Below are 14,143 nucleotides of genomic sequence, written 5' to 3'. Positions count from 1 at the left end.
GTGCTGCATACTCGCCCTGTATCTTGTAACTTGTATCGTTTTCCTCCCTTTCAAGGAGCAACCCATGACCCATGCAATCCGAATCCACGAGACCGGCGGCCCCGAGGTCATGCGCTGGGAAGCCATCGAGGTGGGTGAACCCGGGCCCGGCGAGGTACGCCTACGCCAGACCGCCGTGGGCCTGAACTTCATCGACGTCTACTTCCGCACCGGACTCTACCCCCTGCCGTCCCTGCCGGGCGGCCTGGGCATGGAAGCCGCGGGCGTGGTGGAGGCCGTGGGGGAAGGGGTGCAGACCCTCAAGGAAGGCGACCGGGTGGCCTATGCCACGCCGCCGCCGGGGGCCTATGCCGAGGCCCGCATCATGCCGGCCGCGCGCCTGGTGAAGCTGCCGGACAACATCGAGGAACGCACCGCAGCCGCCATGATGCTGCGCGGCATGACGGCCCATTACCTGCTGCGACGCATCCACCGGGTGGAACCCGGTGACACGGTGCTGATCCACGCGGCCGCCGGTGGCGTGGGCCTGATTGCCTGCCAGTGGGCCAGGCACCTGGGGGCCACGGTGATCGGCACCGTCGGTACCGACGCCAAGGCGGAGATCGCCCGGGCCCATGGCTGCGACCACCCCATCGTCTACACACGCGAGGACTTCGTCGCCCGGGTACGGGAGATCACCGGCGGCAAGGGCGTGGACGCGGTCTACGACTCCGTGGGCAAGGAGACCTTCATGGGCTCCCTGGACTGCCTGCGCCCCCTGGGCATGATGGTCACCTTCGGCAACGCGTCCGGCCCGGTGCCTGCCTTCGAGCCGGCCCTGCTGGCCAAGAAGGGCTCCCTGTTCCTCACCCGTCCGACCCTGTTCCACTACACCTCCACCCCCGAGGACCTGAACTGGGCCGCCGGGGATCTGTTCGAGGTGGTGGGCAGCGGGGCGGTGAAGATCGAGATCAACCAGACCTATGCGCTCAAGGACGCGGCCCAGGCCCATCGGGATCTGGAGGGCAGGAAGACGACGGGATCCACGGTCCTACTGCCGTAGGGGCAGTGGCAAGTCTCAAGTGGCAAGGGCAATCGTGATGCTGTTTTCCTTGCCACTTGCCACTTGCCACTTGCCACTTACAAAACCCCTTCGCTTCTCAGGCAGCTGCTGAAGGCCGCCACGGAACCGCTGGCGGTCTTGTCCCAGCAGGACACGATGCCGTCGAAGCAGTGGGCCACCCGGCCTGAGTCACCGTTGCCGTTGCGCTGGCAGGCGAAGGCGGCCTCCTCGGAGAGGGTGTCGATGGTGTGCACGCTGGCGGTCATCGGGCCTTCCTGGAGCACCCAGGCCAGGGCCCGGTTAGCGCCGCGTAGCGAGAAGCTGGTCTGGCGCAGTTCCCCCTCGGCATCCCGATATTCAACCGTCACCTCGCGGGCCTCGGCCAGCGAACCCAGGGCTTCCGGCACTCTGCCGCCCTGTTTCTTCTCCCACAACTGCCATTCCACGCGGCTGGCCGTGCCTTCGGGTCCCTGGCCCCGCGCGGTCTCCGGGATGCGCAGGCCCTCGACGCGGTACTCGGCGCCCTGGCTGAAACGCAGGTTCAGGGGATGGTCCGCACGGGCCCGGCTGCCGCTGCGCTCGTTAAGCATAAGGGCGCCATCGATGGGTCCGTTGTCCTTCTGACCGAAGGCCAGCAGGTGACCCTCGCGATTGCGGGTGTAGGCGGCCAAGGTGATCTCGCCGGTCGCGGAGTCGGCGCGGGAGATGACCGTCCAGTGTTCGAAGGGGATGGTCTCAGCCGCGAGCACGCTGGCGGAGAAAAACAGGCAGAACAGGGCGGACCAGAGCTTCATGGGGACCTCCGGATCAGTCAGGAGACTCGAAATGAGTATATCCCTGTGACGCCGCTTGCGGGAAATGGTTGCTTCCGGCGAGATATCCGGCGCCCGGCAAAAGATAGACGGTATCAGCCACGTGCTGTCGGGCAGCGGCTGCCCACCGATCCTTCGATCTGCATTAGGATGGCCCCATGAATGCGGCCATTCACGCCCCCCTCCACTATCTCACTGCAAGCGACGGCCTTCGCCTTGGCTACCGCGCACACCGCTGCGGGCTTCCCGAGGCACCGGCTTTGGTCACCCTGCATGGCGTCGCCAGCAACGGCACCCGCTTCAGCGAGTTCTGCGCCCACAGCCGCCTGCGTGATACCTGGGATCTCTACCAGCCGGACCTGCGTGGCCATGGCGCTTCCATGACGCGCAAGGCCTTTAGCCGATGGCACTGGTGCCAGGACCAGATCAGCTTGCTGGACAGGGAAGGGCATGCGCAGGCGGTGTTCATGGGGCACAGCCTCGGCGCTCAGGTGGCCATGGAACTGGCGGTACGGCATCCGGACCGGGTGCGGGCGCTGATCCTCATCGACCCGGTGTTCCCCGAGGCCCTGCGCGGCGTGCTGGGCGTCGTGCGCCGTCTCAACCTGCTCAATTGTCTGCTCATCCCGCCCGTCAGGCTGATCGGCCGGATCTTCGCGGCCAGTCGCCGGTTCCCCTACCGGGACCTGCATGCCCTGGATGCACAGGCACGTCAGAGGCTGGAAGAGGGGGAACTACAGGACATCGTGCGCCTGTACATGAGCCCCCGGGCCGACCTGCGGTTTCTGCCCCTGGCCAACTATCTGCAGGACCTGCGCGAGGTGGTCCGGCCATTGCCTCATCTCGCACAGATCAAACAACCGGTGCTGGTGCTGCAATCCAGGGGATCCGGCATCAGCGACCCGCTGATCAACAGCCGGCAGATCCAGCTGTTTCCGCATCTCGAACGCGTTCACATCGACGCCAACCACTGGCTGCTCACGGAAAAACCGCAAGAGGCGACAGCCGCCATCGATCAATGGTGCCAGGGACTGGTATTAACCACAACTTCAATCAGGGAATAAGCGTTTCAGTCTGCAACACATGCCCCAGGTCACTGATGATCATGTTTTTTTCATATTTCATTCTCCGACCGCCTGTCAACGCCGCTGCGCCCGTTGTCTGATCCGCATTGTTGTGCACTGCCTGCGCAACTAAGATTGCCTCACAGAATGCCCAATGAAGGGCACGCCAAGCCACCCTCTCGGGCCGAAATGCAAAGTGAAAAAAAGCCTGGCCGAGCTGATTTTTGCCAAAGACAAACGCTCCAGTCTCGCCCTGGTGCGGCGCAGCGCGCTGCTGACCCTGGTTCTGCTCTGCATCTATGCGGCCGTGAGCCTCTACTACCTCACGGCCCTGCAGTCCGCCATGACCCAGGTCTCCGAGGTCCACAACCGCAAGGTGGAACTGATCCACCGCATGTCCAACATCGTGCAGGCCCGTTCCCTGCAACTCTACAGCGTGGCCTTCAAGGACGACCCCTGGTTTCGCGACGCACGCTTCATGGAGTTCCGGGCCGTGGCGGTGGAGTTCATCGAACTGCGCGACCGGCTCATCGCCCTGGGCCTGGACCCCAAGGAACGGGCCCTGCTGAACGACGCCCTGGAGATCATCCGCGTCACCGCCCCCCTTCAGGAAGACATCATGCAGCGCATCCTGGGCGGTGAGCAGGGCCCGGAGATCTGGTCGGCCATCGTCGACCAGGATCTGCCCCTGGAGATGTCCCTGCTCAATATCTTCCAGCGCCTCGCCCAGACCGTACAGGACAACGCCTACGCCGCGCGACATGATTCCGAGATCAGGTACCAGACGGCCCTGCGTATGCTCGCGGTGGTGACACTGCTGATCATCATCTCCGTGCTCGCCGGCGCCGCCCGTGTGCTGGTGCGCCTGAGAAGCATCGAGAACTCCCTGAACGAGGAGAAGGAACTGGCGATCGGCACCCTGAACAACATCGCCGATGGTGTGATCGTGACCGACGCCCAGGGGTTCATCCTGTCCATGAACCGGGCCGCCGGCCACATGACCGGTCTTGCACCGGAGCGCGCCCTGGGTGAGTCCATCGACGAGGTCTACCGACTGAGCCGTCCCAGCGGCGACCCCTGCATGCCCCCCGGGGTGTTTGCGACCCTGCTGTCGAGCGTGGCCACCCGCGTCCACCGCTACCAGACACTGGAGGACCGCCAGGGTGTCCTGCACTACGTGGAGGAGACCGTCTCCCCCATCTTCGACGAGAACGACCAGCGCGTGCGGGTGAGCTTCATCTTCCGCGACGTGAGCGCGGACCTGGCGCACATGGAACAGATGACCTGGGATGCCCAGCACGATCACCTCACCGGCGCACTCAATCGCCGCGCCTTCGAGGTGGAACTGCAGCGCGCCTGCCTGGATGCCAGGCAGGGCAGGGCATGCACCCTCATCTATCTGGACCTGGATGACTTCAAGCACCTCAACGACACCCACGGGCACCACGCCGGCGATGCCTTCCTGGTGGCCCTGGTCAGGACCATGTCCAGCTGCATCCGCCGTCACGACAGCCTGGCTCGCCTGGGTGGCGACGAGTTTGCCATCCTGCTCAGCGATTGCGATTTGGACAACGCCCAGCAGATCGTCGACAATCTCGCCCGTTCGATTAGTGAGCTGACCTTCACCTTCGAGGGTCGCGCACTCAAGGGGGCTGGCGCCAGCATCGGCGTGCATGCCATCACTTCCCGTGACACGGACCCGGAGACCGTCATGCGGCGCGTCGACGAGGCCTGTTACGTGGCCAAGCGGCGCGGCAAGAACCAGGTCTGCATCGTGGCCTGAGGGCCACGCTCAATCCAAACTCTTTATCCTGATGATGGACGCCTTCAGTCTCAACGAGATCCTCGTGGTCGTGACCGTGGTGCTGGGCGCTGCGCTGATCCACGGGGTCTTCGGGCTGGGCTTTCCCATGGTCGCCACGCCGCTGCTGGCCCTGGTCACCGACGTGCAGACCGCCATCCTCATGACCCTGGGGCCCAACATCGCCGTCAATGTCTGGAGCATGCTGCGGGGCGGCAACCTGGGCGAGAGCCTGGGACGTTTCTGGCACGTGGCGGCCTGGATGCTCCTCGGCTCCGTGCTGGGCACCCTGTTGCTGATCCTGCTGGATCCCAACCCGTTCCGCCTGCTGCTGGCCCTGACCATCGTCCTCTACCTGCTCAGCGACCAGATCAAGCGCATCGATTTCAGCATCATCCAGCGCCACCCCAAAGGCAGCGGCCGCGTGGCCGGACTGGCCGGAGGCCTGATGGGGGGAACGGTGAATGTGGGCGGCCCGGCCCTGATGATCTACTTTCTGGAACTGCGGGTCGCACCGCTCGTCGTGGTACAGGCAACCAACCTGGCCTTCCTCGTCGGCAAGAGCGCCCAGACCGCCACCTTCACCGCCTTCGGCATGATCAGTCCCGGGCTCGTGCTGCTGTCCCTGCCGCTGGCGATCCTGGCCCTGGTGGGGTTGCGCACCGGCATGGCCATCCGCGACCGGTTCTCCGCCGATGCCTACCGGGGATGGCTGAGAGGTGTCCTGTGGGTGCTGAGTGGATTGCTGGTGGTGCAGTTCTTTCGGGAACTGTCTTGAAGTGGGAAGGGCGAATTGGGAAGTGCGAAGTTTGAGATCTTCACTTCCAACTTCCCAATTCCCACTTCTCACTTCTTTTCCCACTTCCCAATTCCCACTTCGCCCTTATTCCTGTATAGTGCCCCCCATCGAACGCCCCGCCCGTCAGCGTCCGTTCATCCGATTTCCTACCCCCTGATTTCGTCTTCCTCGATGGGCGCCCCTCCGGTACGGAGCGGCTGGTTGCCGTTGGAGTTTTCCCATGTCTTCTGTTTCCAAGTTTGCCGACCTCGGGTTGGCCGATCCCCTTTTGCGTGCCCTGGAAGAGACCGGCTATGAATCGCCGACCCCCATCCAGTCCCAGGCCATCCCCGAAGTGCTCAAGGGCCGCGACCTGCGCGCCGCCGCCCAGACCGGCACCGGCAAGACCGCAGGCTTCACCCTGCCCATCCTGCAGCTGCTGTCCCACCGTCCCGCCGTCAAGAGCGGGCCGGGCCGTCCCCGCTGCCTGGTGCTGACCCCCACCCGTGAGCTGGCCGCCCAGGTGCACGAGTCCGTGGAGACCTACGGCAAGTACCTGACCCTGCGCTCCCTGGTGATGTTCGGTGGCGTGAACATCAATCCCCAGATCCGTGCCCTGCGCGGCCAGGTGGACATCATCGTCGCCACCCCGGGCCGGCTGCTGGACCACGCCGGCCAGAAGACCGTGGACCTCTCCGGTGTGGAGATCCTGGTGCTGGACGAGGCCGACCGCATGCTGGACATGGGCTTCATCCATGACATCCGCCGCATCATGAAGCTGCTGCCGGCCAAGCGTCAGAACCTGCTGTTCTCCGCCACCTTCTCCGACGAGATGCGCAGCCTGGCGGACGGCATCCTGAGCAACCCGGCCAGCGTTGAAGTGGCCGCGCGCAACACCACCGCCGAGCGCGTGCAGCAGCACGTGCACCTGGTGGAGAGCCATGCCAAGCGTGACCTGCTCAGCCACCTGATCAAGCAGAATCAGTGGGAACAGGTGCTGGTGTTCACCCGTACCAAGCACGGCGCCAACCGCCTGGCGGAGAAGCTGTCCAAGGACGGCATCCCGGCGGCCGCCATCCACGGCAACAAGAGCCAAGCGGCCCGCACCAAGGCCCTGGACCAGTTCAAGAACGGCCGTATCCCGGTGCTGGTGGCCACGGACATCGCCGCCCGTGGCCTGGACATCGACCAGCTGCCCCAGGTGGTCAACTTCGAGCTGCCCAACGTGCCCGAGGACTACGTGCACCGCATCGGCCGTACCGGCCGGGCCGGTGCTGCCGGCGCCGCGCTGTCCCTGGTGGACCGGGAGGAGATGCGTCTGCTGACCAGCATTGAGCGCCTGATCCGCCGTCCCATCGAGCGCATCCAGACTGAAGGCTTCGTGGCGCCGCCGAAATCCGCCAATGATGCCGACGTGAGTCGCCCGCCCCGTGGTGGTCGTCCCGGTGGCGGACGCCCGGGCAACGGCGCCCGTCAGGGCGCTCCCCGCGGCGGCCGTCCGGGTGGCGCGCCCGCTGGCGCCCGCCGTCAGGGTCCCGGGGGCCAGGGCAATGGTGGTCGAGGCCGTGGGGGCAACAGCGCCCGCAGCGGCGGCCCTCGCGGCGGCAACCGGGGTTAAGCAACCCGTTTCTGAGGACCCGGCCCTGGCAGGCCGGGTCGATAACCATTAAAGTGAAATCCATATCGGCCCGCGCTCTGCGCGGGCCGTTGTGCATTTGCAGTTTCTGCAGGAGAACGCAGACATGACAGAGCAACCGAACATCACCCTGTCTTCCCTGGATCTGGACCGTCTCGAGCACCTGCTCGACAGCCTGCCAAGAGAGGCCCTGGCCAACCACCGCCAGCTGGCGGCCGAACTGGAGCGCGCCAACGTGGTTGAACCGTCGCAGGTCCCGCCCACCCTGGTGACCATGAACTCCAGGGTGCGTTTCCGCGTGGAACCGGAAGGCCGCGAATTCCAGCGCACCCTGGTCTACCCCTCGGGCATGGACGGCGATGAGGAGAAGATCTCCGTACTGGCCCCCATCGGCAGCGCCCTGCTGGGCCTGTCCGTGGGCGACAGCATCGCCTGGCCCACCCCCAAGGGCGGCGAGATGAACGTGCGCATCATGGAGATCCTCTACCAGCCGGAGGCGGCGGGGGAGCTGCATCGCTGACAAGACCCGGCCGCGGGGATGCGCAGGCGCAGAGATTCAAGCAGCAAGCATCGGAACGGTGCTTGAATGATGTATGGTTGATGTCTCTGCGCCTGCGCGTCTGCGCGGCTATCCTTTCCGGATTCCAGGCACATGCATAAGCACGTCGGCATCCTGATCTTCGAAAACGTGGAGGTGCTGGACTTCACCGGCCCCTACGAGGTCTTCGTCACCACGCGCCTGGACGAAGCGCGCCGGCGCGAGACCGAGTCCCCCTACCGGGTGAGCCTGCTGGCGACCAGCGCTGAGCCGGTCACCTGTTCCGGCGGCATGCGCGTGCTCCCCACGTGTTCACTGAACGATGCGCCCGCCCTGGACATCCTGGTGGTACCCGGCGGCTGGGGCGTGCGCGCCTTGCTGGAGGATGCAGCACTGCAAGCCTGGCTCAGGGAGAGGGCAGGGCAGGTGAGCACGCTCGCCTCGGTGTGCACCGGCTCCCTGCTGCTGGCCTCTGCCGGCCTGCTGGACGGACGCGACGCCACCACCCACTGGCGTTCCCTGTCCTTCATGAAAGAACATTTCCCACGGGTCCGCGTGCACGAGGACCTGCACGTGGTGCAGGATGGTGACCTCATCAGTTCCGCCGGCATCTCCGCGGGCATGGACCTGGCACTGCACCTGGTGGCGCGGGATCATGGGGTGGAGGTGGCCGCCAACGCCGCCCGAAACATGGAATACCCCTGGCCCACGGACAACACACGAAGGGTGAAACTCTGATGCCTCACATGACACGTCGCCGCTTTCTGCTCACCCTGCTGCTGGCAATCCCGGCCGGCCAGGCCCAGGCCAACTGGTGGGAACGGGGTCAGCAGCTGCTGCGCGGGATCACCGGCGGCAGCACCACCACCTCGGGCCTGACCCAGGCCGAGATCATCGACGGCCTGCGCGAAGCATTGCGCATCGGTACCGACAACGTGGTCAGCCGGCTGGGCGCGCCCGGCGGCTTCCTCAACGACCCCCGGGTGCGCATCCCCTTGCCCTACGGCCTGACCCGCGCGCAGGAACAACTGTCCCGCATCGGCCTGAGCGGCATGCTGGACGATCTCGAAGTGCGCATGAACCGCGCCGCCGAGGCGGCCACGCCCCGCGCCAGGGCGCTGTTCGTCAACGCCATCCGCGACATGAGCATCCAGGACGCCCAGTCCATCCTGAACGGGCCGGACGATGCCGCCACCCGCTATTTCGAATCCCGCATGCGTGAGCCCCTGGGCACGGAGATGCGTCCCATCGTGGACGAGACCCTCTCGGAAGCAGGTGCCGTGCGCGTGCACGACGACCTGATGCGCCGCTACCGCAGCATCCCGTTCCTGCCCGAGGTGGACACGGACCTGAGCGGCCACGTGGTCGGCCGCGCCCTGGACGGGGTGTTCCATTACCTGGCCGTGGAGGAGACTGCCATCCGCCAGGACCCGGCCCGGCGCACCACGGAACTGCTGAGGAAGGTGTTTGGAAGTGGGGGGTTGAAGTGAAAAGGGAGAATTGGGAAGTGCGAATTAGAAGTGTGAAGGGAGAATTGGGAAGTGGGAAAAAAGCATTCACTTCGCACTTCCCAATTCACCCTTCACACTTCGATTCCTACTTCCCTATTCCCCCTTCGTACTTCCAATACGGCGGATCCCCGAAACTCGCCGCCAGGTGTTCCGTCAACGCCCTGACCTTGGCGGTCAGATGCCGGTTCTGGGGGAACACCGCATACACGCCCACCTCCGGCAGCCTGCCGTCCAGTTCCACCACCACCAGCCGCCCGTCCGCCAGGGCCTGCCAGACGATGAAGTCCGGGATTACCGCCAGACCCAGGCCGGCAATGGCGGCATCGCGCATGGCATCGCCGTTGTTCACCTGCAGGGCCGTGGCGAAATGGCCCGTGACCGTGCTGCCCTCGCGCTTGAAGCGCAGCTGGTCGTTGGGATGCACGTTCGAGTAGAGGATCCCCCGGTGCTCTGACAGCGCCTCCACGTGCGTCGGTCTGCCGTGTTCAGCCAGGTAAGCAGGGCTGGCCACCAGCAGGTGGCGGCTCGAGACCAGGCGCCGGGCCACCAGGGTCGAGTCCGGCAGCTGACCGATGCGGATAGCCATGTCGTAGCCTTCCCCCACCAGGTCCACCATGCGGTCGTTCAGGTCCAGGTCCAGCTGGATGCCGGGGTGTTCACGCAGGAAGGGGTAAAGGGCAGGACCCAGGTGCAGCAGGCCGAAACTCATGGGCGCGGCCACCCGCAGCGGACCGCGCAGCTCGTGGCCCTCCTCGGCGATGCGCGACACCGCCTCGTCCAGCTCCCCCAGCATGCGGGCGCTGAAGCGGTGAAACATCTCCCCCTGCTCGGTGAGCGAAAGCCGGCGGGAGGAGCGCTGGATCAGCCGCGCGCCCACCGAATCCTCCAGCTCCGAGAGCCGGTGGCTCACCACGGACTTGGCCACGCCCAGGCGTCGGGCAGCGGCGGTGATGGAGCCGGCCTCGACGATGGCCACAAAGGTGCGAATACCTTCCAGTTTCATGGTTATGTACCAATTAACAGAACACTGGTTTCGATTCTTAATCCTTATTTCAGTAAATCGCAACAAATAAACTGATGACGTTCCCATATTCCATCGTTCCGGAGGAACGTCCATGAACACCAAAGTGCTGATCCTGTATTACTCCACCTGGGGCCACGTGGAGCAGATGGCCCAGGCCGTGGTCGAGGGCGTGCGCGAAGTGCAGGGCGCCGAGGCCGTCATCAAGCGGGTCCCGGAGCTGATGCCCGAGGAAGTCGCCAAAGGCGCCGGTGCCAAGCTGGACCAGGCCGCCCCCATCGCCACCCCCGCCGAACTGGCCGACTACGACGCCATCATCATCGGTACCCCCACCCGCTACGGTCGCATGGCCGCCCAGATGGCCAACTTCCTGGACCAGACCGGCCAGCTGTGGTTCCAGGACAAGCTGGTGGGCAAAGTGGGCAGCGTGTTTGCCTCCACGGCCAGCCAGCACGGCGGCCAGGAAACCACGCTGATCTCCACCATCGTCAACCTCATGCACCTGGGCATGACCGTGGTGGGCCTGCCCTACACCGAGAAGCGCCAGCTGACCCTGGATGAGGTGGCGGGCGGCTCCCCATACGGCGCCACCACCCTGGCCGCCGGCGACGGCAGCCGCCAGCCCTCCGAGATCGAGCTGGCCATGGCCCGATCCCAGGGTCGCCACGTGGCAGAGACGGCCGCGGCGCAGAAACTGGGCAAGGCGCAGATGGGCGCGGCGTCGAGCGTGACCCGTCTGGCCTCAGGCGGCTGATGTAAGCGGAGCCAGAGGAGGAGAGAGGTGAGCATTCGCGCCTCTCTCCTCACACCTCTCTCCTCACGTCCTTTGATAGACTGTGGGCTCGCCAAAGCCGCCCACAGCCATGCTTGCCATCTCCAACAAGGTCTCCATCCCCGATCACGAGATCGAGATCAGCGCGATCCGCGCCCAGGGGGCGGGCGGGCAGAACGTCAACAAGGTCTCCAGCGCCATTCACCTGCGCTTCGATATCCCCGGCTCCTCGCTCCCCGACTTCTACAAGACCCGCCTGCTGGCCCTGCGTGACCATCGCATCACCCGCGAGGGGGTGGTCATCATCAAGGCCCAGCGCTTCCGCACCCAGGAAGGCAACCGGGAAGACGCCCTGCGACGCCTCGCCGAGCTGATCCGCAGCGTCGCCGTGGTGCCCAAGGCCCGCAAGCCCACCCGGCCGAGCCTCACGACCAAGCGCAAGCGGGTGGACGAGAAGACCCGCCGGGGTCGCACCAAGGAGCTGCGCGGCAAGGTGGACATCCAGTGAGAACACGCAGGGACAGCGACTACCGGGGCGGCCCGGTCAACTGGCGCATCATCATCAGCCTGCTTCCCTTCCTGATGGAGTTCCGGGGCCGGGTGATCCTGGCCCTGGGCCTGCTGGCGCTGGCCAAGGTCGCCGGCGTCCTGGTACCGGTGGCGCTCAAGTTCATCGTCGATCACTTCGAGACCCGCGGCCTGGAATCTCCCGCCGAGGTGCTGGTGGCCGTGCCCCTGGCCCTGCTGATCGGCTACGGTGCGCTGCGTTTCACCTCGGTGTTCTTCGGCGAACTGCGCGACGCGGTGTTCGCCCGGGTGGCGGAGCGGGCCATGCGCCGGGTCTCGCTCAAGGTCTTCGAACACCTGCACCGCCTGGATCTCGGCTTTCATCTCTCCCGCCAGACCGGGGGGCTCGCCCGCGACATCGAGCGCGGCACCACCGGCATCAGCTTCCTGCTGCGCTTCATGCTGTTCAACATCGTGCCCACGCTGCTTGAGATCGGCCTGATCACGGTGATCATGCTGGTGGCCTTCGATGCCAGCTTCGCGCTCACGGTGCTGGCCGCGGTGGCGGTGTACGTGATCTTCTCCATCTACGTCACCGAATGGCGCAACCGCTTCGTGCGCGAAAGCAACCAGATGGACAACGTCTCCAACACCCGGGCCATGGACAGCCTGCTCAACTACGAGACGGTGAAGTACTTCGGCAACGAGACCTACGAGGCCAGGGAGTACGACCGCAACCTGGAGGCCTGGGAAGAGGCGCGCATGAAGAACCGCCTGTCGCTGGCCGGTCTCAACTCCGGGCAGGCCCTCATCATCGCCGCCTCCATCACGGTGATGATGATCATGGCGGCGCACCGGGTGGCTGCCGGGCAGATGACCCTGGGCGACCTGGTCATGATCAACGCCTACATGATCCAGCTGTTCATGCCGCTCAATTTCCTGGGCTTCGTGTACCGGGAAATCCGCGAGGCCCTGATCAACATCGAGCGCCTGTTCAAGCTCATGTACCAGCCCGCGCGGGTGGTGGACGCCGCCGATGCCACGGAACTCAAGCCCGACGGCGGCGCCATCCGCTTCGAGCACGTGAGCTACGCCTACACCGAGGACCGGCCCATCCTCAAGGACGTGAGCTTCGAGATCCCCGCCGGCCAGAAACTGGCCATCGTCGGTCCCAGCGGGGCAGGGAAGTCCACCATCGCGCGCCTGCTGTTCCGCTTCTACGACGTCACCGAGGGCCGGATCACCATCAACGGCCAGGACATCCGCAGCGTGACCCAGGAGAGCCTGCGCCGGGCCATCGGCGTGGTACCCCAGGACACGGTGCTGTTCAACGACACGGTGCGCTACAACATCGCTTACGGCCGTCCGGATGCCAGCGAGGAAGAGATCCTGCGCGCCGTGCGTATGGCGCACCTGGAGGGCTTCATCGCCTCGCTGCCCCAGGGACTTGAGACCCAGGTAGGCGAGCGGGGACTCAAACTCTCCGGCGGCGAGAAGCAGCGCATCGCCATCGCCCGAGTGCTGCTCAAGGACCCGCCCATCCTGGTGCTGGACGAGGCCACCTCATCCCTGGACTCCCACGCCGAGAAGGTGATCCTGGACGCCCTGAACGAGGTCTCCCAGCGTCGCACCACGCTCGCCATCGCCCACCGCCTGTCCACCATCGTGGACGCCGACCGCATCATCGTGCTGGACGGCGGACGCATCGTGGAGCAGGGCAGCCACGCGCAACTCCTGGCCCTGGGCGGCACCTACGCCCAGCTCTGGACCCACCAGCAGCAGGAACGGATTGCGGCGGAATCGGCGCTGGTGGAATGAACGTCAAAAGCCTCGACGCAGAGACGCGAAGACGCAGAGGAACGCAAAGAACATCTTTTTGTGTCAAAACATGGAAACGTTTGATTCCAGATCAACCCTTGGCAAGAACATTGTGGTGACCGGGTTGTTTAACCCAGAACTTCCTTCGCGTTCTTTGCGCCTTCGCGTCTTTGCGTTGAAGATTTTGTGATTCACCGGAGCACAAATGCCCACCCCCATGCGCTGTGAACTGATCTCCCTGCAGAGCGTCATCGACCTGAGTTACCAGCTGGCCTGCCAGGTGCGGGATTCGGGGTTCAGACCAGACCTGGTGGTGGCGGTCGCACGGGGCGGTTTCGTGCCGGCACGCTACCTGTGCGACTACCTGCACCTGCAGGACATGACCAGCATCAAGGTGCAGCACTACACCGGCCCCGCGAAGATGGAGGCCAAGGCCTGGGTGAAGTACCCCCTGTCGGGAGACGTGCAGGGCAAGCGGGTGCTGATCGTGGATGACGTCAACGACACCGGCGATACCCTGGTGGTGGCCCGGACCCATGTGGAGGCCGCGGGCGCGGCCGAGGTGCGCACGGCGGTGCTCCACGAGAAGGCCACCTCGCCGGTGCATGCGGATTTCCACGTGGCCGAGGTGCTGGAATGGCGCTGGATCATCTATCCCTGGGCCCGGGTCGAGGACATCGGCGGCTTCATCCGGGACATGGATCCGCCCACCGCCGACGAGGCACAGATCAAGGATCGCCTGCGTGCCGACTACGGCATCCACCTGGAGGATGCCGAGTTGCAACGCATCCTTTCCCTGATCCGGATTCCGGAGCAAGATGGTACCTGACACCCCGTTCACCT

At 65.3% G+C, this 14,143-nt stretch carries 14 protein-coding genes; 12 read left to right on the top strand and 2 right to left on the bottom strand.

Annotated elements, in window-relative coordinates:
• Positions 1-64: 64 nt before the first annotated feature.
• Positions 65-1,042: a quinone oxidoreductase family protein gene (locus D580_RS0100830; RefSeq protein ID WP_018952547.1), complete on the top strand. Its 978-nt coding sequence runs from the start codon at positions 65-67 to the stop codon at positions 1,040-1,042.
• 77 nt (positions 1,043-1,119) lie between these two features.
• Here D580_RS0100830 and D580_RS0100825 read toward each other — a convergent pair whose 3' ends face one another.
• On the bottom strand, positions 1,120-1,836 hold the full coding sequence (locus D580_RS0100825) for a hypothetical protein (RefSeq protein ID WP_018952546.1): 717 nt from the start codon (positions 1,834-1,836) through the stop codon (positions 1,120-1,122).
• A 176-nt stretch (positions 1,837-2,012) separates the two neighbouring features.
• Here D580_RS0100825 and D580_RS0100820 point away from each other — a divergent pair, with 176 nt between their 5' ends.
• The 7 genes from D580_RS0100820 (at position 2,013) to D580_RS0100790 (ending at position 9,161) form a co-directional block, all read left to right on the top strand.
• On the top strand, positions 2,013-2,918 hold the full coding sequence (locus tag D580_RS0100820) for an alpha/beta fold hydrolase (RefSeq protein ID WP_026289572.1): 906 nt from the start codon (positions 2,013-2,015) through the stop codon (positions 2,916-2,918).
• 196 nt (positions 2,919-3,114) lie between these two features.
• The gene (locus D580_RS0100815; RefSeq protein WP_018952544.1) at positions 3,115-4,701 is read left to right on the top strand and encodes a diguanylate cyclase domain-containing protein; all 1,587 of its coding nucleotides are present in this window, start codon (positions 3,115-3,117) and stop codon (positions 4,699-4,701) included.
• A 31-nt stretch (positions 4,702-4,732) separates the two neighbouring features.
• Positions 4,733-5,497, top strand: a complete 765-nt coding sequence (locus tag D580_RS0100810) for a sulfite exporter TauE/SafE family protein (protein WP_018952543.1) — start codon at positions 4,733-4,735, stop codon at positions 5,495-5,497.
• A 241-nt stretch (positions 5,498-5,738) separates the two neighbouring features.
• Positions 5,739-7,115: a DEAD/DEAH box helicase gene (locus D580_RS0100805; RefSeq protein ID WP_018952542.1), complete on the top strand. Its 1,377-nt coding sequence runs from the start codon at positions 5,739-5,741 to the stop codon at positions 7,113-7,115.
• Positions 7,116-7,239: 124 nt separating this feature from the next.
• Positions 7,240-7,653, top strand: a complete 414-nt coding sequence (gene rnk, locus D580_RS0100800) for a nucleoside diphosphate kinase regulator (RefSeq protein ID WP_026289570.1) — start codon at positions 7,240-7,242, stop codon at positions 7,651-7,653.
• Between the two features lie 132 nt (positions 7,654-7,785).
• Positions 7,786-8,409 (top strand): DJ-1/PfpI family protein, encoded by a 624-nt coding sequence (locus tag D580_RS0100795; RefSeq protein WP_018952540.1) that lies wholly within the window; start codon positions 7,786-7,788, stop codon positions 8,407-8,409.
• Between the two features lie 8 nt (positions 8,410-8,417).
• Positions 8,418-9,161 carry a DUF4197 domain-containing protein gene (locus tag D580_RS0100790; protein ID WP_231363463.1) on the top strand — a complete coding sequence of 248 codons (744 nt, stop codon included), beginning with the start codon at positions 8,418-8,420 and terminating at the stop codon, positions 9,159-9,161.
• 106 nt (positions 9,162-9,267) lie between these two features.
• Here D580_RS0100790 and D580_RS0100785 read toward each other — a convergent pair whose 3' ends face one another.
• Positions 9,268-10,185, bottom strand: coding sequence for a LysR family transcriptional regulator (locus tag D580_RS0100785; RefSeq protein ID WP_018952538.1), 918 nt, complete (start codon positions 10,183-10,185; stop codon positions 9,268-9,270).
• A gap of 112 nt (positions 10,186-10,297) precedes the next feature.
• On the opposite strand from D580_RS0100785, the gene wrbA reads away from it, so the two are divergent.
• The 4 genes from wrbA (at position 10,298) to D580_RS0100765 (ending at position 14,129) form a co-directional block, all read left to right on the top strand.
• On the top strand, positions 10,298-10,957 hold the full coding sequence (gene wrbA, locus D580_RS0100780; RefSeq protein WP_018952537.1) for an NAD(P)H:quinone oxidoreductase: 660 nt from the start codon (positions 10,298-10,300) through the stop codon (positions 10,955-10,957).
• 109 nt (positions 10,958-11,066) lie between these two features.
• Positions 11,067-11,483 (top strand): alternative ribosome rescue aminoacyl-tRNA hydrolase ArfB, encoded by a 417-nt coding sequence (gene arfB / locus D580_RS0100775; RefSeq protein WP_018952536.1) that lies wholly within the window; start codon positions 11,067-11,069, stop codon positions 11,481-11,483.
• Positions 11,480-13,300, top strand: coding sequence for an ABCB family ABC transporter ATP-binding protein/permease (locus tag D580_RS0100770; protein WP_018952535.1), 1,821 nt, complete (start codon positions 11,480-11,482; stop codon positions 13,298-13,300). The genes arfB and D580_RS0100770 overlap by 4 nt, the downstream gene beginning before the upstream one ends.
• Before the next feature lie 205 nt (positions 13,301-13,505).
• On the top strand, positions 13,506-14,129 hold the full coding sequence (locus D580_RS0100765; protein WP_018952534.1) for a phosphoribosyltransferase: 624 nt from the start codon (positions 13,506-13,508) through the stop codon (positions 14,127-14,129).
• Positions 14,130-14,143 lie beyond the last annotated feature (14 nt).

This window comes from Thioalkalivibrio sulfidiphilus, from assembly GCF_000377945.1.
Classification (GTDB): domain Bacteria; phylum Pseudomonadota; class Gammaproteobacteria; order Ectothiorhodospirales; family Ectothiorhodospiraceae; genus Thioalkalivibrio_A; species Thioalkalivibrio_A sulfidiphilus_A.
This window is presented reverse-complemented; position numbering and strand designations above follow the sequence as displayed.